The 18,104-nt window shown below is 37.8% G+C and carries 20 protein-coding genes and 1 tRNA gene; 7 read left to right on the top strand and 14 right to left on the bottom strand.

Annotated features, from left to right (window positions below; all coding sequences use genetic code 11):
* Positions 1–13 precede the first annotated feature (13 nt).
* The 3 genes from HNQ85_RS00690 to HNQ85_RS00680 all read right to left on the bottom strand — a co-directional run bounded on the left by HNQ85_RS00690 (position 14) and on the right by HNQ85_RS00680 (position 2,455).
* Entirely contained in the window at positions 14–1,303 is a 1,290-nt protein-coding gene (locus tag HNQ85_RS00690) for an MFS transporter (RefSeq protein ID WP_181535237.1), read from the bottom strand.
* 239 nt (positions 1,304–1,542) lie between these two features.
* The gene (gene sodA / locus HNQ85_RS00685) at positions 1,543–2,151 is read right to left on the bottom strand and encodes a superoxide dismutase SodA (RefSeq protein WP_181535235.1); all 609 of its coding nucleotides are present in this window, start codon (positions 2,149–2,151) and stop codon (positions 1,543–1,545) included.
* A 230-nt stretch (positions 2,152–2,381) separates the two neighbouring features.
* Positions 2,382–2,455 (bottom strand) — tRNA-Ile (locus tag HNQ85_RS00680).
* A gap of 302 nt (positions 2,456–2,757) precedes the next feature.
* On the opposite strand from HNQ85_RS00680, the gene HNQ85_RS00675 reads away from it, so the two are divergent.
* On the top strand, positions 2,758–3,531 hold the full coding sequence (locus tag HNQ85_RS00675; protein WP_181535233.1) for a DUF1189 domain-containing protein: 774 nt from the start codon (positions 2,758–2,760) through the stop codon (positions 3,529–3,531).
* A 31-nt stretch (positions 3,532–3,562) separates the two neighbouring features.
* On the opposite strand, the gene HNQ85_RS00670 is transcribed toward HNQ85_RS00675, so the two are convergent.
* Positions 3,563–5,323 (bottom strand): methyl-accepting chemotaxis protein, encoded by a 1,761-nt coding sequence (locus HNQ85_RS00670; RefSeq protein WP_246326753.1) that lies wholly within the window; start codon positions 5,321–5,323, stop codon positions 3,563–3,565.
* 175 nt (positions 5,324–5,498) lie between these two features.
* Here HNQ85_RS00670 and HNQ85_RS00665 point away from each other — a divergent pair, with 175 nt between their 5' ends.
* Positions 5,499–5,831 carry a hypothetical protein gene (locus HNQ85_RS00665; RefSeq protein WP_181535231.1) on the top strand — a complete coding sequence of 111 codons (333 nt, stop codon included), beginning with the start codon at positions 5,499–5,501 and terminating at the stop codon, positions 5,829–5,831.
* A 157-nt stretch (positions 5,832–5,988) separates the two neighbouring features.
* Positions 5,989–7,098 (top strand): flavodoxin-dependent (E)-4-hydroxy-3-methylbut-2-enyl-diphosphate synthase, encoded by a 1,110-nt coding sequence (gene ispG / locus HNQ85_RS00660; protein ID WP_181535229.1) that lies wholly within the window; start codon positions 5,989–5,991, stop codon positions 7,096–7,098.
* Positions 7,099–7,154: 56 nt separating this feature from the next.
* Here ispG and HNQ85_RS00655 read toward each other — a convergent pair whose 3' ends face one another.
* Complete coding sequence (locus tag HNQ85_RS00655; protein ID WP_181535227.1) at positions 7,155–7,523, bottom strand: DUF4190 domain-containing protein; 369 nt, start codon at positions 7,521–7,523, stop codon at positions 7,155–7,157.
* Positions 7,524–7,679: 156 nt separating this feature from the next.
* Between HNQ85_RS00655 and HNQ85_RS00650 the strand changes: the two genes are divergently transcribed.
* Positions 7,680–8,240, top strand: a complete 561-nt coding sequence (locus HNQ85_RS00650) for a hypothetical protein (protein WP_181535225.1) — start codon at positions 7,680–7,682, stop codon at positions 8,238–8,240.
* A 59-nt stretch (positions 8,241–8,299) separates the two neighbouring features.
* Here HNQ85_RS00650 and HNQ85_RS00645 read toward each other — a convergent pair whose 3' ends face one another.
* The 3 genes from HNQ85_RS00645 to HNQ85_RS00635 are packed head-to-tail and all read right to left on the bottom strand — an operon-like array spanning position 8,300 to position 10,336.
* Positions 8,300–8,719 (bottom strand): Fur family transcriptional regulator, encoded by a 420-nt coding sequence (locus tag HNQ85_RS00645; RefSeq protein WP_181535223.1) that lies wholly within the window; start codon positions 8,717–8,719, stop codon positions 8,300–8,302.
* A 5-nt stretch (positions 8,720–8,724) separates the two neighbouring features.
* On the bottom strand, positions 8,725–9,558 hold the full coding sequence (locus tag HNQ85_RS00640) for a metal ABC transporter permease (protein WP_181535221.1): 834 nt from the start codon (positions 9,556–9,558) through the stop codon (positions 8,725–8,727).
* Positions 9,559–9,574: 16 nt separating this feature from the next.
* Positions 9,575–10,336: a metal ABC transporter ATP-binding protein gene (locus HNQ85_RS00635; protein ID WP_181536462.1), complete on the bottom strand. Its 762-nt coding sequence runs from the start codon at positions 10,334–10,336 to the stop codon at positions 9,575–9,577.
* 316 nt (positions 10,337–10,652) lie between these two features.
* Between HNQ85_RS00635 and HNQ85_RS00630 the strand changes: the two genes are divergently transcribed.
* Complete coding sequence (locus HNQ85_RS00630) at positions 10,653–10,913, top strand: DUF2624 domain-containing protein (protein ID WP_181535219.1); 261 nt, start codon at positions 10,653–10,655, stop codon at positions 10,911–10,913.
* 41 nt (positions 10,914–10,954) lie between these two features.
* Here the strand turns inward: HNQ85_RS00630 and HNQ85_RS00625 are convergent, their stop codons facing one another.
* Complete coding sequence (locus HNQ85_RS00625) at positions 10,955–11,848, bottom strand: deoxyribonuclease IV (protein ID WP_181536461.1); 894 nt, start codon at positions 11,846–11,848, stop codon at positions 10,955–10,957.
* Positions 11,849–11,866: 18 nt separating this feature from the next.
* Positions 11,867–13,177: a DEAD/DEAH box helicase gene (locus tag HNQ85_RS00620; protein WP_181535217.1), complete on the bottom strand. Its 1,311-nt coding sequence runs from the start codon at positions 13,175–13,177 to the stop codon at positions 11,867–11,869.
* A 176-nt stretch (positions 13,178–13,353) separates the two neighbouring features.
* Here HNQ85_RS00620 and vrrA point away from each other — a divergent pair, with 176 nt between their 5' ends.
* Both vrrA and HNQ85_RS00610 read left to right on the top strand, forming a co-directional pair.
* Positions 13,354–13,845, top strand: a complete 492-nt coding sequence (vrrA, locus tag HNQ85_RS00615) for a VrrA/YqfQ family protein (protein ID WP_181535215.1) — start codon at positions 13,354–13,356, stop codon at positions 13,843–13,845.
* A gap of 79 nt (positions 13,846–13,924) precedes the next feature.
* On the top strand, positions 13,925–14,875 hold the full coding sequence (locus tag HNQ85_RS00610) for a 4-hydroxy-3-methylbut-2-enyl diphosphate reductase (protein WP_181535213.1): 951 nt from the start codon (positions 13,925–13,927) through the stop codon (positions 14,873–14,875).
* A gap of 129 nt (positions 14,876–15,004) precedes the next feature.
* Here HNQ85_RS00610 and HNQ85_RS00605 read toward each other — a convergent pair whose 3' ends face one another.
* The 4 genes from HNQ85_RS00605 to HNQ85_RS00590 form a co-directional block, all read right to left on the bottom strand.
* Positions 15,005–16,126 carry a Nif3-like dinuclear metal center hexameric protein gene (locus tag HNQ85_RS00605; protein ID WP_181535211.1) on the bottom strand — a complete coding sequence of 374 codons (1,122 nt, stop codon included), beginning with the start codon at positions 16,124–16,126 and terminating at the stop codon, positions 15,005–15,007.
* Entirely contained in the window at positions 16,123–16,827 is a 705-nt protein-coding gene (locus HNQ85_RS00600) for a tRNA (adenine(22)-N(1))-methyltransferase (protein WP_181536460.1), read from the bottom strand. Before HNQ85_RS00600 ends, HNQ85_RS00605 begins: the two co-directional genes overlap by 4 nt.
* A 134-nt stretch (positions 16,828–16,961) precedes the next feature.
* Positions 16,962–17,324 carry a cytochrome c550 gene (gene cccA, locus HNQ85_RS00595; RefSeq protein WP_181535209.1) on the bottom strand — a complete coding sequence of 121 codons (363 nt, stop codon included), beginning with the start codon at positions 17,322–17,324 and terminating at the stop codon, positions 16,962–16,964.
* Between the two features lie 161 nt (positions 17,325–17,485).
* The gene (locus HNQ85_RS00590; RefSeq protein ID WP_181535207.1) at positions 17,486–18,028 is read right to left on the bottom strand and encodes a hypothetical protein; all 543 of its coding nucleotides are present in this window, start codon (positions 18,026–18,028) and stop codon (positions 17,486–17,488) included.
* Between the last annotated feature and the right edge of the window lie 76 nt (positions 18,029–18,104).

Here is an 18,104-nt window from a genome sequence, read left to right as displayed (position 1 = left end):
AAAAAAGGCTTCCCTATACAGGAGAGCCTCCTTCTTCATTTGTTAGCTTGGGGCGAACAATAGCATTTGTTTCATCTGATTGTGCCTGCTTGTCACTAAAGCGTACTTTTCGAATAAACCAATAAATGATCGCATGCCCTGTTCCAATAAACAACATTAATATGGGAATGCTTTTTTCTTTATCAAAAAATGTCACTGAAAACAAAAATAAGCAAATCGAAACAATTCTCCCACTATTTAAAAACAACTCGCGAACTACTATGTACTCAATTCGCATTTTTGTCGAATTCCAACTTCTTCCTATCACATCAAATGTTAAAGATGTGTAGGGAACGAGCAATACTGGATAGCCAATGGCAATCATCATCGCATACAAAATTAATTTTCCATAAGAAACATCAACGATAATGAGAAAAATTGCGCTGTACAACAATAAGCCGCCAAAAAGAATCGCCTTTTTTCTTTGATGATTTTTAATAAATCTCGATACAAAATAATAAACGACAAAGGAAGTCAAAGAATTGACTAAACTAAACGTACCGAGAGCAAGTTCACTCCCTGTGGTTATATATACTAACACAGAGATAGCAAAAACGAAAGTTCCTTCTCTCAATCCTTGAAAAAAGTGAGCATTTGTGATTAAGCGCCAATTTTTATTACGCTTTCGCTCTTTTAAAACCTGAAGAAATAAATAGTCTCCCTCTGCTTTCCTCCTTTGAAGAAAAAAGCTTAACACAACAGCAACAATAAATAAAAATAACGAAATCGAAAAAATGAGCGTATATCCTTTCAATTTTGTCAGCGATGAAATAATATATCCTGCGATAATCGGACCAATCATTCCAGCTACAGAGGATAAAATACCAAGAAAACCGTTAAAAAAGTCACGCGTTTCTGGTTCGGTAATTTCAAATGTCAACACATTAAAAGCTAACCAATAAAAGCCATAGCCGATTCCAAGTACCCCACCGAGTAGTAATAAATAATCATCTGCACGATTCCCAACAAACAGTACCGTCAAAAAGAAAATCGCTAAAAATGATACACCAAGACGTAATACAATAATTCGGTCGATTTTTTTGGCAAGCCTACCCGCTAGAATAAACGTAATTGGTTGCAATGTGACAACCGCTAAATTGTATAATCCTAAATCTTTAAACTCACCGGATTGTTTCCATAGATACACATTCACAAACGTGTTTGAAAGTGAAATGCTCAATGAATAAAATCCGCCTATCAATAACAGCAATATAAGTTCTCGATTAACCTCCACATCACCAATCATTTTTTTTAACATTGACATCATAAACTCCCCTTTGTATCTAAAGGGTAGTTTGTCAATATTATCAAATCCTATACCCGATACAGTGTAACAAAAAAAACCAGCGGATGAAGAATCCGCTGGTTAAACGTTTTTCTGATTGACTAGCTCCGGCACCTAGCTCTCTTATGTCAAATAACCTTCGCCCTTGAAGTGTTAGGCACTTCCACGGTCGAAGAATATTTTCCTTCGGCGCTAGGCGCTCGCCTCCGCTTTTCTTATTACTTCGCTGCGTTGTAGCGTTTTGCTACTTCGTCCCAGTTTACTACGTTCCAGAATGCAGCGATGTAGTCTGGACGACGGTTTTGATATTTTAAGTAATAAGCATGTTCCCAAACGTCTAAGCCAAGAATTGGTGTTTTTCCTTCCATAAGAGGAGTATCTTGGTTCGGTGTGCTTGTTACTTCTAGTTCACCGTTATTGACTACAAGCCAAGCCCAACCTGAACCGAAACGAGTTGTAGCTGCTTTTGTAAACTCTTCTTTGAATTTTTCAAAGCTGCCAAATTTCTTGTTAATTGCTTCCGCTAACTCCCCTGTTGGCTCGCCGCCGCCATTTGGAGAAAGAATAGTCCAGAATAGAGAATGGTTCGCATGGCCACCACCGTTATTGCGTACCGCTGTACGAATGTTTTCAGGTACAGCATCTAAGTTCGCCATTAACTCTTCGATGCTTTTGTTTTGTAACTCTTCATGACCTTCTAATGCTGCATTTAAATTTGTTACATATGTGTTGTGATGTTTTGTGTGATGAATGTTCATCGTTTCTTTGTCAATGTGCGGCTCAAGTGCATCATAAGCATAAGGTAATTGAGGTAATTCAAATGCCATAGAAATTCCTCCTTCAATATTATGTAATTGAACATGAAACATTCATTTACATAATTAATAAACATGAATGTTTCATAAGTTCTTCTAAAATAAGATTACCAAAATTGCCACAATGTTTCAATTTATTTGCCTATCACCTTCTCTATTATTTCTTACGACCCGCTGCAAATATTCTTTTCTTTCATAAAAATCAAAAAACCCCGCCTTATGAGCGAGGTATATACGACCGATGGACCCTGCAGGATTCGAACCTGCGACCGGACGGTTATGAGCCGTCTGCTCTAACCAGCTGAGCTAAGGGTCCATAATGATCCTTCTATCCTAATTCCTCATTATTACTTTGTTTTTTGTCCGTCCCGCTCTCAGTAAGCTGTTTCAAGATGTGGACCGAGCGGTACGCTGGTGTTACCTCAAAGAAGCTTTCTCGGGCGTGATCTAACCTGATGAGTTACATAACCAAAAAACGGTAAAAATTTTAATGACGTATTTAAAATTATCATATGAAGACAATATTGTCAATGATTACAACATAGTTGCTATTATAGTTGAGTTATTTTTTGTGACACGATAAAATGTACTTGGAAAGAAATGAAGGATGTGTGAAAGATGAATATTTTTACTCAGCTGTTTAAAAGTTTATATTCTCCAAAAGATATTGCTCGTTTTCGCTTTCAAGGAATTGGAAAAACAATTTTATACGTTTTCTTTTTAACATTCATCTCTGTATTACCAACAACTTATTATTTTGCCAATGGCTTTCTGGAAGGAATCAAAAATACAGGCGAACTGTTAAAAAATGAACTTCCTGCGTTTACGATCGAAAACGGTGAACTCCGTTCTTCAGCAGCTGAGCCTGTTATTATTGACAAAGGCGGATTCCGAATTATGTTTGATAGTACGGGACAAACGACAAAAGAAGATGTTGAACGCTATACGAACGCCATTGGTTTTCTAAAGCATGAGATTGTTCTTGTTGCCAATTCAGAGGCACAATATTATGATTACGCGATGTTTCAAGATATGAAACTAACAGACAAAGACATACACTCATTTATTGAAACATTGCAAGCTTTAATGCCAGTTATCGTCCCGGTTACGTTCGTGATCTTGTACATATTCGCAAGTGCAAGCAAATTTATCGGCATTTCGTTTCTTGCTTTTATTGGACTGATTATTCGCGGTACACTTGGCAAAAACATTAAATATAGACATACATGGATTATGTCTGCTTACGCCGTCACCCTTTCAACAATCTTTTTCACGATTATGGAGTCTCTACAAGTTATTGTGCCTTATGCCTTAGCGATTCATTGGTTTGTCTCTGTAACTGTATTATTTCTAGCGATTAAAGAAATCCCTTCTCCAAAACTTGCTGAATAAAAACAGGCTGTCTTGATGAGACAGCCTGTTTTTATTCCACTTGAAAAATTTTCGTCAACTTTTCGAGTGATTTGGATAAATCCGTCAGCTTTAAGCCGATTTGATACATATCTTTCATTTGATCGGCTTGTTCTTCTGATGAATTCAGCATTTGTTCGGTGCTTGCTAATGTTTGCTGGGAAACGGAAACAAATTCAAGCGTTGATTTTTCCATAACAGGAAGAGTTTCGTTAAGCTGTTCCAAACCATTTTTCATATGGGCTAAATGATTGCTGACCCGAGCAATTTGTGTCATCAATGTATCCAGCGATTGTTTCGCGTTGTTAGCCTTTGATAAGTAAGAAGTAATATTGTTTGATATCGTTGAAAACTCACTTGCTGCTTTTACTGCAGCGCTTTCCATCGATACAATCGATTGCGTAATTTCTTCGGTTGCTTTTGCTGATTGCTCTGCTAATTTTCTTACCTCCGTCGCCACAACAGCAAATCCTTTTCCTGCTTCTCCTGCTCTCGCCGCTTCAATCGCCGCATTGAGCGCCAACAATTTCGTTTGCTCAGCGATTTGTTTAATTAAATCAACGACTTTTGTAATCGAGTTAGAATGCTCTTTTACCCCATTAATCGTTTTTGACATCCTGCCAAATTCATTCCCTAATAAAAGAATTGCATCAATCATTTCTTTAATATTTTTCTCGCCATCTGTTGCAGAACGGTTCATATCATTAGAACTTTTTGAAATAATAACCATGTTATCAAGCGTTGTTGTAATTTGCTGTTTCATTTGCTCGAATGTATGAATACTGAAATCTGAAGTCGTTGCTGTTTCTTCTGCACCGCTTCTCACGATATGAATGGCACTCACCAATTCATGGCTACATTGCAACACATTTTCAGATGAGAGCTTCAATTCCTCGCCGGTTTGTGATAATTGAACCGTTGTTGCATCAATTTCTGCAATCATTTTTTTCATGTTTGTTAACATTTGATTAAAACTTTCAATCAGCGATTGAATTTCCGGAGTTGTTGCAACTATATCAATATTGGCACGCAAATCTCCTTGCTCTACTTTTTTCATCACATTTCGTAAAATCGTCAGTGGATTTGTTAAACTTCTCACTAACGCAATAATCATAAGCGACGATAAGATTACGCTAATAGCCACAGTGACGAAAGTCAGTTGCTTAAGTTGTTTGATCGTACCAATGTATGAATCTGTTGGCACGACTAACACATATAAGCCTTTTAACTCTTGTATTTCTTTGTATGCAAAAGTATAGTCCTTGCCTTTAATCGTGTAGTGAGATACTCCTTGTTTCTCTTTGTTTATTTTGTTAATTAACTCCGTCGAAAAGCGAATACTTGATCGTTCGCTAACTTTAAATGGTTTTGCCTCATTTTTCGTGATAAGAAAAAAATCCGCGCTTAATCCATCTTGAATCAGCTCTGCTTGCTGTTTTCTAATGCTGCTGTTGAGTTTATGTAAAAACTTATCTTCTTTTCCAACATATATGTACATTAAATTTTGTGCGATTTCATACATCGTATTTACTTCCCGGTCTAACCGGTTTTCAATGATTTTCATCGTCGTGTTTTCCGCTTTTTGATAAGAAACATATCCTACAATACTGATTGAAATAATAAGAACGCTTAAAAATAAAATAAGCAAACGACTTTGCAAGCTAACCTTTAATAGCCATTTTTGAATTTGGTTGTACTTCTTCATCGAACGATGTTGCTTTTTATTTCGAAAGCTGAACGTTAAGAGTTGTCTTTGTTTTTTTGTTACGTTCATTTTCTTATCCCCCAATCCAATTTTTCCCTCCTAGATAACATTTAGGAAAATTATACCAGAAACATGTTAACAAAATGTTAATTAAACATTAATTTTAAACCAACAAAAAACGAACATATTTTTCAAGGACAAACATAGATAAATTAAGTAAGAAGGATTTTGGGGGAATTTGGCTATGAAAAAACTGACAGGCTTTCTCATTTTATGTTTTGTCATATATATTGTTTATCACGACGTTACAAACGGAACATTACCTGCTGCAACCAAAGCAACAACAATATCTCACATTCAAGAAGCGAAATCCGAGAATAGAGACTCATTAAATTACAAAACGATGAAAATAAAAGCGGGAGATACGATTTTATCGATTATGGAAAAAGAAAGGAACGGACCTCTTCCCGTTTCCATTGAACAGTTAATAAAAGATTTTGAAGCCCTTAATCCCGGTGTAAAAACAGAATCATTGCAGATTGGAAAAACATATAAATTTCCTGTTTACAACGAATAAGGTATCGTGAATTTCTTGTCAACTCATCATTATCATTGTTACAATAATTCAGAAGAAAGTATGAACTAGGTCATAGTTCCTCTGAGATTATTGTTGTGGCATGATAAAGCAGTGGCCACCAATCCATTAACTAGTTTTTCAAAGGAGCGAATCACACGTGAGTGAAATTATCCATCGTTCAAAAACCCGTCCCGTTCGCGTTGGAAATTTAACAATTGGCGGGAGCAACGAAGTCATTATTCAAAGTATGACGACGACGAAAACACACGATGTCGAAGCGACAGTTGCAGAGATAAAACGCTTAGAAGAAGCAGGATGTCAAATTGTTCGGGTTGCATGCCCTGATGAGCGGGCAGCAAATGCCATTCCTGAAATTAAAAAGCGCATTAATATTCCACTTGTCGTTGATATACACTTCGATTATAAGCTTGCCTTAAAGGCCATTGAAGGTGGAGCTGACAAAATCCGAATTAATCCCGGAAACATCGGACGCCGTGAGAAAGTAGAAGCAGTTGTCAAAGCAGCGAAAGAACGTGGAATACCGATTCGCATTGGCGTTAACGCTGGTTCTTTAGAAAAGCGGATTTTAGAAAAATATGGCTATCCAACGGCTGATGGTATGGTTGAAAGCGCATTGCATCATATTCGAATTTTGGAAGAATTAGACTTCCATGATATTATCGTTTCATTAAAAGCATCTGATGTCCGTTTAGCGATCGAAGCATATGAAAAAGCAGCTAGAACGTTCGACTATCCTCTTCACCTCGGCATTACAGAGTCCGGAACATTATTTGCCGGAACAGTTAAAAGTGCTGCCGGGCTTGGAGCGATTTTAAGCAAAGGAATCGGTAATACGATTCGTGTTTCTTTAAGCGCTGACCCTGTTGAAGAAGTAAAAGTAGCTAGAGAATTGTTAAAGTCATTTGGATTAGCTGCTAATGCTGCAACATTAATTTCTTGTCCGACTTGCGGACGTATCGAAATCGACTTAATTAGCATTGCTAATGAAATTGAAGAATATATCGCTAAAATTAAAGCACCAATTAAAGTGGCGGTTCTTGGATGTGCCGTAAACGGTCCAGGAGAAGCGCGTGAAGCAGATATCGGAATTGCCGGAGCACGCGGTGAAGGGTTGTTGTTCCGCCACGGAAAAATCGTTCGCAAAGTTCCTGAAGAAACAATGGTTGAAGAACTAAAAAAAGAAGTGGACAAATTAGCCGAAGAATACTTCGCAAAACAAAAAGAAAAACAATCACAAAAAGCTTGACGCTTAACGCGCCAAGCTTTTTCTTTATCGCTTTAACGTATTTTGGGACAGACCCCTTAACGATAAAATGGTAGGACGAACATTGCGATGATGATGGAAACGACACCAATGCCAATTGCCCAAGCTCCCAATGTCTCGGCGCCGCGTCTGCGGGCAATGAATCCTAAAATAATCCCGGTTGCTCCAAGAATGACCGGCATTATAAATAAGGAAACAATGGAAACCACAAGGGCTAACCAGCCAAGACCTTTTCCATTCGCTTCTTCATCGTTTCGATCGTATTCCTTATTTTCTTCACGATGGAAAGTGCGGACTGGCTCAGCCACTTCCGCTGCCGTTTCCTCCATAAAATCTGGCTCGCTGTTTGGTTGCATCATCGATTGTCCCTTGGTTTCGTTATACGTTTGTTTACGATCATCTACCATGCTTTTTTCCCTCGCTTTCTTTAAGTGAGGAGCATTTATTAGTATGGTTGTTCTATTGTAAAATATCGCTGTTAATGTTTTCATAACGAGGGAAAAAACATAACTCATATGTTACAATAGGACAAGAAACACGTCTTAAAGGAGTGCAGCTTTAGAATGAAAAGATTAGGTATTGACATAGATGGTACTGTAACATGTCCGACTACATTTATTCCTTACTTAAACAAATCATTTAATAAACAATTAACTCTTGACGATATTACTCAATACGACCTAGCTCCGATACTCGAGACAACCGAAGAAGAACTCAATCAATGGATGGATAAGTATGAACCGATTATTTACCGTCAAGCCCCATTAGCTGAACATGCATTAGATGTAATCAATGACTGGAAACATCGATTTGAGCTTTTCTACATAAGCGCACGCGGGAAACATTTATACGACATAACAGAAGAATGGTTTAAAGAAAACAATGTTCATTACCATCACATTGAATTAGTTGGCTCTCATGATAAAATTGAAGCGGTCAAAAAACACAACATCGCTGCTTTTTTCGAAGACAAATATGATAATGCGTGTGATATTGGTGAGCAATGCAATATTCCCGTTATTTTATTTAATACACCATACAACCAAGGACCGCTTCCAAAACAAGTGATTCGCGTAAATAGCTGGCTCGAGGCGAAAAAGCATATCGATGCCATTTTCAAATAGCAAAATGTAAAGGTCTGCTTCCTCCATACAGTGTAAAAATGTTGGAGGAAGTCAGACCTTTATACATTATGTTGTATACATTCTGGGCATTTTCCATATATTTCAAATTTATGATTAGAAACTTCGTACCCTCGCAAATCCTCTGATAATTCTTTCATCGGACAAGTAGCAATCTCTTTCGTTTTGCCACATTCTATACAAATAAAATGGTGATGATGATGAGTGTCACATTTAAAACGGAAATGCTTCTCTCCGGATAATTCTGTCATTTCTAAAATCCCCAGTTCCACAAACAGAGACAAATTGCGATAAATCGTATCAAAACTTAACCCCGGATAACGTTCTTTTAAAGCATCTAGTACATCTTTCGCCGTTAAATATTTATTTGCCGTTGCAAACAATTGCAGCATGTCCTCGCGTTTGTCTGTATGCTTAAACCCTTTTTCTTTCATTAATTGAATCGCTTCTGTTACATTCATACTTTCTAGCTCCTTCTCCATTTTTTCCATATAATCACAAGAAGCAAAATAAGAACAGCAAGCATGACAATCGTTCCGCCAGGCGCTAAATCAAGATAATAAGCAAAAATTAATCCGAGAATAACCGACAATTCACCAAACAAAATAGAAAACACAATGGTTTGTTTAAATCCTCTGGCGATGCGAATACTTGCCGCTACAGGCAATGTCATTAATGAAGATACAAGCAAAATCCCGACAATTCTCATGGAAGCAGCAATGACCAATGCCACTAATATAATAAAAATGAAATGAACCGTCTTCGCCTTAATTCCCGATGCAACCGCATGTTCCTCATCAAAAGATAGAAGAAATAATTCTTTGTACAGTAAAAAAATCGTCACAATAACACCCAATGTAATAAACAGTACTGTCCATAAGTCAGAGCGACTTACCGCGCTTACGCTTCCGAATAAATAAGAAAATAAATCCGTATTAAAACCATCTGCCATGGAAATAAAAATAACGCTTAAACCAATTCCGCTTGATAAAATAATTGGAATGGCAAGTTCTTGATAATGTTTATACACGGAGCGTAATTTTTCAATAAACAACGAGCCAGCAACCGAAAATGCCATCCCCATATAAAAAGGATTAAACAGAAAAGAACTAATAAATTTCTTTTCTAATAACAAACTTGCAGCAATTCCTGCCAACGTCACGTGGCTAAGCGCATCAGCAATTAAAGACAGGCGGCGCACAACGATAAAAACGCCTAATAAAGGAGCTACGATACCAATTAAAACACCAGTGAAAAAAGCATTTTGCAAAAACTCGTACTGAAATATAGCTTCAACCATTTGATCTATTCCCCCATTAATGGTCATGAGAAAGCACGTGAAGATGATGACCGTAAAATTGCGATAATTCTTTGCTATCTAATTGTGCAAACTCTTGAGCTTTCCCGTGAAAATGCAAATGTTTATTAAGACAGGCAACATGAGTCACTTTCTCCGTAATCGTTCCGATATCATGCGTCACTAATAGAAGCGTAATGCCTAAATGACGGTTCAACTCATCAAGCATATTATAGAAATTTTGCACATGATGTACATCAACCCCGACAGTCGGCTCATCTAAAATGAGTAAATCCGGATGACTGACGATTGCTCTGGCAATAAATACACGCTGCTGCTGACCGCCAGAAAGCTCACCAATGTTGCGATTGATAAATGGTTTCATTCCAACCGCTTCAATTGCATCAATAACTGCCTGCCTATGCTTTTTTGACAAAAAACGAAACATTCCAAGCTTAGACGTTAAGCCGCTTGCAACAACTTCATAAACGGTTGCTGGGAACCCAGTATTAAAGCTATTTGCCTTTTGCGAGACAAACCCGATTCGATGCCAATCTTTAAATTCAGAAATCGGTGTACCGAATAAATAAATCGTTCCTGTTTGTGGCTTTAACAAACCTAAGATGCACTTTAATAACGTTGATTTTCCGGAACCATTTGGACCGACCAAGCCTAAAAATGATCCCTTTGGTACAGAAAGATTAATGTCTTCAAGGACATTTTCCTTTTCGTAGCGGAAAGATAAGTTTTCTATTTTCAACACAATTTCCTGCTCATTCATCATAATAATCACCTAGCATTCAAAAAATTAAGAACGATTACGATTTAACCATTAAAGTAGTATATACGAAGCTGATGCCTTTGTAAACTAAGCCTAATGAAGCGCTGACGTAAATTTTACCCTTTTTAATCGAAAATGCCGCTAAAGATGCTCCTAACAAAATCATTGTCAAGCGATATAAATCAATGACTTACACTTTCTTTTTTATGTTGTCGATGCAGCAAAATACTCCCTACTATTTCCACCTTTTTTCTAGATTTATTATAACACCTTCCCCTCTTCCTTTTCATACGATAAGAATGAGGAGGAGAGGACGATGAATATTTATCAACAAATTATTAATCAAAAAATCAAAACAATTACCCCTGAGGAACTTGTTTCATATAGCCAAGATTACGGGATTACGTTGACAATCGAGGAAGCGAAAAAAATTATCTATATTGCCCGACACAATAAAATTAACGTATTTAATCCCCAAGAACGTATGAGGTGGGTGAAAGAGTTAGCAAAAATCACTTCTCCGCAAACAGCCAAACAAGCAAATGAACTATTTTTGAAATTTATAAAGAAAAAATAACGTAAAAATGGGCGATCCCAATTATCGAGATCGCCATTTTTTCATGCCTGCATAATTTTTGTAAGGAGTTCGGGATCAAAGGTTTGCTGACGTAACATAGCAATTTCAAACTTATACGGTGGCTTTTGCTGCTTTTTATCTTCTCCTACATAAGGAGTCTCTAAAATTTTTGGAACATCTTCCAGTTGCGGATGATGAACAATGTAATTGAGCGCTTTAAAGCCGATATAACCGAAGCCGATATTTTCGTGACGGTCTTTTCGACTTCCGCGCGGATTTTTGCTGTCATTAATATGAAGCACTTTTAAACGGTCTAACCCAATGATTTTGTCAAATTCGTTTAATACACCATCGAAATCTTCAACAATATTATATCCGGCATCATGAGTATGGCACGTATCAAAGCAAACAGATAGCTTTTCATTATAAGTGACCCCATCGATAATCTGTGCCAACTCTTCAAAACGACTTCCGCACTCTGAGCCTTTTCCTGCCATTGTTTCCAAGGCAATTTGCACATTTTGTTCACGCGTTAACACTTCATTTAGTCCTTCAATAATTTTTTTAATTCCTGCCTCTATTCCCGCACCCACATGCGCTCCCGGATGGAGAACAATTTGTTTCGCACCAATCGCCTCTGTTCGTTCAATTTCCGAACGTAAAAAATGAACGCCAAGCTCAAACGTATCAGGATTTACTGTATTTCCAATATTGATAATATACGGTGCATGAACAACAATTTCCTCGATGCCGTGTTCTTTCATATGGCGAAGACCTTCTTCAATATTCAATTCTTCAATTTTTTTACGTCTTGTGTTTTGCGGAGCCCCCGTATAAATCATAAATGTATTCGCGCCGTATGAAACTGCTTCCTCACTCGCAGCTAACAGCATTTTTTTTCCGCTCATCGATACATGTGAACCAATTTTCAACATCATCAAAACTCTCCCTTTTTATTTCCTCTTTGAACGAAGCAAACGCTTTTTCTGTTTTTCCATCTCTTCTTTCAATTTTTTCTTATATCCAGGTTTCACTTTCTTTGGCTTTTTCACAGTCTTTTTAATGATTTGCTCAATTTCATCGTCTTCTTTCTTCCGTTTGCTCCGCTTGTTCCACTCCGGTAAGTCGACCCATTCGTCCCGCACAATGTCGCGATGAACAAATTCGATTCCCATTTTTTCAAGTTTCGCTAGCGAGTCTTGGTCAGAAGGTTCGTAAATAGTTACCGCTATTCCCGAATAACCTGCCCTTGCTGTTCGACCAACACGATGCACATAAAATTCTAAATCGCGAGGCAATTCATAGTTAATCACATGGCTGACCCCTTCAATATCAATACCTCTTGCTGCTAAATCCGTCGCGACAATATATTGAAACTCTAGATTTCGAATTTGTTTCATCATTTTTTTTCGCTCTCTCGGCGTTAAGTCACCATGTAAAATTCCTACTTTTAATCCTTTTTCGATTAACGCCATTGCTACCTCATCGGCCATTTTTTTCGTATTCGTAAAGACAATCGCTAAATACGGATTATATAAAAGAAGCATGTCATGAAGCAACTTTACTTTATCACGATGTCGAAGCGGAACAAGAACATGTTCAATTTTTTCAGCCGCTACTTGTTTGGGAGCAACATGAATATATTTTGGGTTTTCCATATATTTTCTCAAAAACGGCTTTAGCTTTTCCGGAATCGTCGCTGAAAACACTAACATTTGTAAGTTTTTTGGCATTCTCGCAGCAATTTGATCGACATCATAAATAAACCCCATATCAAGCATTAAATCCGCTTCATCAATGACAAGCATTTTTGCTGTATGCACATTAAGCGCCTGTTCTTTCGCTAAATCATTGATTCGCCCTGGAGTGCCGACAACAATATGCGGTTGTACTTTTAACTTTTCAATCGTTCTTAACTTATCAGTCCCCCCGACAAAGCAACGTGCTGTAATTTGTTCTTCATCAGGACAAAATTTAGTAATTTTTAATATTTCATGGTAAATTTGTGTTGCTAATTCGCGTGTCGGTGCGGTAATGACCGCCTGTACTTCATGAAGATTTGGATGAATTCGCTCGATAATCGGTAATAAGTACGCATGTGTTTTTCCTGTTCCCGTCTGTGATTGGCCAATCACACTTTCTCCGCGAATAATGCTTGGGATGATTCTCTCCTGAATTTCTGTTGGTTTATAAAATTGCAAATGCTTAATCGCTTCTATAATGAAAGGCTTCAAGTTAAACCGTTCAAATAACGTCTGTTCCATTGCCTATACTCCTTTCAAAGTAAACTAACACCGCTAAATAACCCGATTTATCATTATATATGATTTCTTACTAAAACTCCAACAGTAGTGCTAGTTTTTCCGAAAAACACTTTTTTCCCTTTTCGCATAAAGTATCAAGAAGAAACATTGTTTATAGATGAGAAAGGAGGGAATAGATGATGTTTGGAAGACATCCCATGTTCGGACCGATGCGTTCTCAAGGATTTATGAATATGCCATTTTACAACCAGCCGTTTTCGCCACGGCCTGGACTTGGTGGATTTTTGACACGATTATTTTCAAGAGGCCAAGCCGCTTCCCCTAATTTTTTCAGTATGGGAATGCCGCCAATACAAAATGCCGCAAATTCTTTAAACACTGGAGGCGGTATTGTCAATATGTTAGGAAACGTACAAAAAGCGCTCGGAGTCGTTCAACAAGTCACTCCGATGGTACGGCAATATGGGCCACTCATAAAAAACATTCCGTCTATGATTAAGCTGTTTAAAGAATTAGAACCTGCTGATGAAACAAGTTCACATACGAAACAAGAAAACGAAACAGAAACAAAAAAAGAACGCGATTTACCAACGACATCCAATAAAAAGAAAGAGTCTGAATCAATCAAAGAGCCAAAAGGCGTCTCCAAACCGAAGCTATATATTTAGTCTTTCTTTGTATTATTCCTCCTTCTTTTATATAATAAAAGAGTTATAAGAGTACTTAATCGGAGGAGGAACCCCGTTTATGGAAGTTATAAAAATTACGCCAAGAGGCTATTGTTACGGCGTTGTCGACGCGATGGTCATTGCTCGCAATGCAGCACTTGATCCTACACTGCCAAGACCGATCTACATTTTAGGAATGATCGTTCACAATAAACACGTAACAGATGCATTTTCCGAAGAAGGTATCATTACGCTTGACGGCCCAAACCGCTTAGAAATTCTTGAAAAAATTGATAAAGGAACCGTTATTTTTACGGCACATGGCGTATCTCCAGAAGTAAGAAAACGCGCACGGGAAAAAGGGCTTGTCATTATCGATGCTACTTGCCCGGATGTAACAAAGACTCATGAACTGATACGTGAAAAGGTTGCTGATGGTTACGAAGTTATTTATATCGGTAAAAAAGGACACCCTGAGCCGGAGGGAGCTGTCGGCGTTGCACCTGAAAAAGTTCATCTTGTCGAAACCGTTGAAGAGGTAGAACAACTCCATATTCAAAGCGATAAAATTATTGTGACAAACCAAACAACGATGAGTCAATGGGACGTCGCTCATATTATGGAAAAAGTAAAAGAAAAATATCCTCATGTTGAGATTCATAAAGAAATTTGTTTAGCTACTCAAGTACGGCAAGAAGCGGTTGCAGAACAAGCAAAAGAAGCGGACGTTACGATTGTCGTCGGCGATCCAAAAAGCAACAACTCCAATCGCCTTGCACAAGTATCGGAAGAAATTGCGGGAACAAAAGCATATCGTGTCGCTGATGTAACGGAAATCGAAATTGACTGGATTAAAGATGCGAAAAAAGTTGCCGTTACTGCCGGAGCTTCGACCCCGACACCGATTACAAAAGAAGTCATTGATTTTCTTGAACAATTTGATCCAAATAACCCCGAAACATGGAAACGTGAACGAAAAGTTCCGTTAAATAAGATTTTACCGAAAGTGAAAAGCAAGAAACAACAATGATGTAAAAGGCACCATAATAAAGAAAGGCTGACCTAAAAGCAAGTGTCAGACCCCACAACTATAATATATAAACACTATATATTATGGAATGTGTGAGATCAGACGCTTATGGGTCAGCCCTTTCTATCGTTACACAAACGTGAATGGGTCTGTATTCACTTCAGATACATAAACTTTTGTATTAAATTTCTGTTTAGCAAATTTCTCATGCAAATAGCGGGCTACACCTTGTTTCATGACTTTCTCAACATTATGTCCAGGGTCAACGACATTAAGCCCCATCATCATTGCATCATGAGCAACATGATAATACAAATCTCCTGTTACATATACGTCAGCACCGCTAAACTTTGCATGGGAAATATATTTGTTCCCATCTCCACCGATGACCGCCACTTTTTTGACGATATCGTTCAAATTGCCGACGACACGAACGTTTTTTACCTCGAATGCTTTTTTTACATACTCAGCAAACTGCTCCAATGTCATTTCCTCTTTTAAACGTCCAATTCGTCCTAGACCAAACACTTTTCCTTTGTTTTCAATCGGATACACATCATACGCTACTTCTTCGTACGGGTGTGCTTTTAACATAGAAGCGATCACTTTTTTCTGTAACGAGGCTGGAAAAATCGTTTCAATACGCACTTCTTCAACCTGTTCAAGCTTTCCTGCTTCACCAATAAACGGATTCGTCCCCTCTTGCGGTAAGAAGGTACCAAGCCCTCTGCTGTTGAACGTACAATGGCTATAATTGCCGATGTGTCCCGCACCGGCGTTACCTAACGCTTCACGTACCGCCACGGCATGAGTTTCCGGTACATAAACAACTAGCTTTTTCAATTTGTCTTCGTATGTAGGAACAAGAATTTCTACATTTTCCAGCTCGAGCGCTTCTGCTAGCCAATCATTTACACCGCCATTGGCAATATCTAAATTCGTATGTGCCGCATAGATGGCAATATCGTGCTTTATACATTTTTCCAATATACGTCCTTGTACTTCGTCCGTAATGATCTGTTTTAATGGACGAAAAATTGGTGGGTGATGCGCAATAATTAAATCGACGTCTTTTTCAATCGCTTCATCTACTACTTCTTCAAGTACATCAAGTGCAATCATCACCGTTTGAATCGGCTTGTTGAGCGTACCAACTTGCAAACCGATTTTATCGCCTTCCATCGCTAAATGCTTTGGCGCCAATTGCTCGAAAAGCTGAATCACTTCATAGCCATTTGGTGTTTTACTCATCCTAATATCCCCTCTACTAATTGGATTTTTCGTTCTAGCTCTTTTCTTTTCGCAAGAGCTTCATCCGTTGTCGCTTTTTTACTCAGTTCATGAACAATTTTTCTCCATTGAGCGATTTCTTGGTGCCATTTCTTTTTAAACGCTTCATTTTGTTCTTTCATTAAAAACGGACCTAAGAGCACTTCTGCTTCTAAATCAACATAAGGCTTCTTTCCATCGCCCTTTTCCGCTACTAACACTTCATAAATTTTTTCATCTTCTTCAAGAATTCGTTCAGCAATCAGTTCCCAATCGTGGTCGATTAACCATTGACGAACGACATGAGCTCCAACGTTCGGTTGTAAAATGAGGCGTTTTACCCCAACAAGTTTTTCTTTTCCTTTATCTAAAATATTTTTTATTAATGTTCCTCCCATTCCCGCGATGGTAATGCAATCTACTTCATTTGGCTGAATCACTTCAAGCCCATCACCTTTGCGCACTGAAATAACATGCTCAAGCCCCGTCTTCTTTACTTGCTCTCTCGCAGAACAAAGCGGACCATCGGTAATCTCACCGGCAACTGCCATTGTAATATAACCGTTTAAATAAGCATAACATGGTAAATAAGCATGGTCCGAACCAATGTCAGCCAGCTTTGATTTTTTCGGAATAAAACTTACTACTGTTTCAAGGCGTTTCGATAATTTTAACTCGTTCATTTCTTCACCACAATCCTGCATGTTTTTTCTCGTTTATTATTATAATACATGGAATGCTCCCGTTCTTACAAATAGAGGGAGTATTTATAAATATAACAAAAAAATCCCTTCACCGAAGTGAAGAGACTTTTTCATTACTTTAATTTAGAAAGCCATTTTGCCATTTCGTCCGCTTTGTCAGCAGGCACTAATCCAGCTGGCATGTTACCGCGACCATTTTGTATCACGTTCTTAATTTCATCTACAGAAAGTCTGTCGCCAACACCTTTTAAGGATGGACCAACGCCGCCTTCATAGTTTGCTCCGTGACAGCCCACACAGGTTTGTTTGTAAATATCTTCCGGTTTTGCCGCCGCAGTTTCTTCCGTTTTCGCGCCGCCTTCTTTTTCTTTTGCGACTTCTTTCATATCGCCTAATCCTTTCCAAGAGAGGCCAAAAACAAGTACAAGACCAAAGAACATGATAAGAAAAAACGGGATTAATGGATTTCGATTCATTATTTAACCTCCTTTATGTATAACGGTTCATTCGAAGATATAAAAAACGGTACAAACAATTTTATTTTACTGTAAATTATAGAGAAGGAAAAGCCCTAATGTACACCTTATTTTATATTTTCACAAACTAGACAAAATTCAGGTTACACATTGATAATGAATTATAAGAAAAGCGATAACAATAATAAAACGAAGCCAACAACTCCCGATATAGCAAAGTAAAGAAATTTTAAACGTATACCTATAAACATCCATAACAAGCAGTTTAAAAAAATCACAAATCCAGAAATTTCTTTTTCATTATAAAAATAAAAGTCACTAAGTTCCACGGAAGCAAGAAACAAAATTAAAGCTCCGTTAATGAGAGGAATATGGATGAACTTTCGCTCGCGCGCAAAAAGAAACATCCCTCCAAAACAAATTGTCAAAAAAATGAGAAAAATGATGGTTTGCAAAACAAATGACAATTCAGTAAAATAAATGACAAGAACAGTAATTGGCATTAAAAGACAAATCACGCTAATGACAGACAAGCGAAAAAGATAAGAGCGGTTATTCTTGGAAAAAGAACGATATCGGTCTTGATAAGTGGTTCCTTCCGTATATAGAGCGAGCAAATAGTCACAATATTGTTCCGGAAGAAGCCGTGAGCGCTTCCAATATTGAATTTCCTTAATAATTATTTCTCTTCTTTGTTCGTTCATCTGACCGTTGACCCTTTCTATATGCAAAACAGGAATAGTTTACCTCTATTGTAAGAAGTAAACTATTCCTTGTAAA

Origin of the sequence: [Anoxybacillus] calidus, assembly GCF_013760845.1 — a bacterium.
Lineage (GTDB): Bacteria > Bacillota > Bacilli > Bacillales > Anoxybacillaceae > Paranoxybacillus > Paranoxybacillus calidus.
Note: the sequence above shows the minus strand (reverse complement) of the source record. Positions and strands in the feature narration are given on the sequence as shown.

Coding starts and splice junctions, on each gene's coding strand:
- sodA (WP_181535235.1), bottom strand. CDS start 2,151: ATGGCATTTGAATTACCTCAATTACCTTATGCTTATGATGCACTTGAG.
- vrrA (WP_181535215.1), top strand. CDS start 13,354: ATGATGTTTGGAAGACATCCCATGTTCGGACCGATGCGTTCTCAAGGA.
- HNQ85_RS00600 (WP_181536460.1), bottom strand. CDS start 16,827: ATGAACGAGTTAAAATTATCGAAACGCCTTGAAACAGTAGTAAGTTTT.
- HNQ85_RS00630 (WP_181535219.1), top strand. CDS start 10,653: ATGAATATTTATCAACAAATTATTAATCAAAAAATCAAAACAATTACC.
- HNQ85_RS00670 (WP_246326753.1), bottom strand. CDS start 5,323: ATGAACGTAACAAAAAAACAAAGACAACTCTTAACGTTCAGCTTTCGA.
- HNQ85_RS00665 (WP_181535231.1), top strand. CDS start 5,499: ATGAAAAAACTGACAGGCTTTCTCATTTTATGTTTTGTCATATATATT.
- HNQ85_RS00590 (WP_181535207.1), bottom strand. CDS start 18,028: ATGAACGAACAAAGAAGAGAAATAATTATTAAGGAAATTCAATATTGG.
- HNQ85_RS00610 (WP_181535213.1), top strand. CDS start 13,925: ATGGAAGTTATAAAAATTACGCCAAGAGGCTATTGTTACGGCGTTGTC.
- HNQ85_RS00605 (WP_181535211.1), bottom strand. CDS start 16,126: ATGAGTAAAACACCAAATGGCTATGAAGTGATTCAGCTTTTCGAGCAA.
- HNQ85_RS00655 (WP_181535227.1), bottom strand. CDS start 7,523: ATGGTAGATGATCGTAAACAAACGTATAACGAAACCAAGGGACAATCG.
- HNQ85_RS00625 (WP_181536461.1), bottom strand. CDS start 11,848: ATGTTGAAAATTGGTTCACATGTATCGATGAGCGGAAAAAAAATGCTG.
- HNQ85_RS00650 (WP_181535225.1), top strand. CDS start 7,680: ATGAAAAGATTAGGTATTGACATAGATGGTACTGTAACATGTCCGACT.
- HNQ85_RS00675 (WP_181535233.1), top strand. CDS start 2,758: ATGAATATTTTTACTCAGCTGTTTAAAAGTTTATATTCTCCAAAAGAT.
- HNQ85_RS00640 (WP_181535221.1), bottom strand. CDS start 9,558: ATGGTTGAAGCTATATTTCAGTACGAGTTTTTGCAAAATGCTTTTTTC.
- HNQ85_RS00620 (WP_181535217.1), bottom strand. CDS start 13,177: ATGGAACAGACGTTATTTGAACGGTTTAACTTGAAGCCTTTCATTATA.
- HNQ85_RS00690 (WP_181535237.1), bottom strand. CDS start 1,303: ATGTCAATGTTAAAAAAAATGATTGGTGATGTGGAGGTTAATCGAGAA.
- cccA (WP_181535209.1), bottom strand. CDS start 17,324: ATGAATCGAAATCCATTAATCCCGTTTTTTCTTATCATGTTCTTTGGT.
- HNQ85_RS00635 (WP_181536462.1), bottom strand. CDS start 10,336: ATGAATGAGCAGGAAATTGTGTTGAAAATAGAAAACTTATCTTTCCGC.
- HNQ85_RS00645 (WP_181535223.1), bottom strand. CDS start 8,719: ATGAATGTAACAGAAGCGATTCAATTAATGAAAGAAAAAGGGTTTAAG.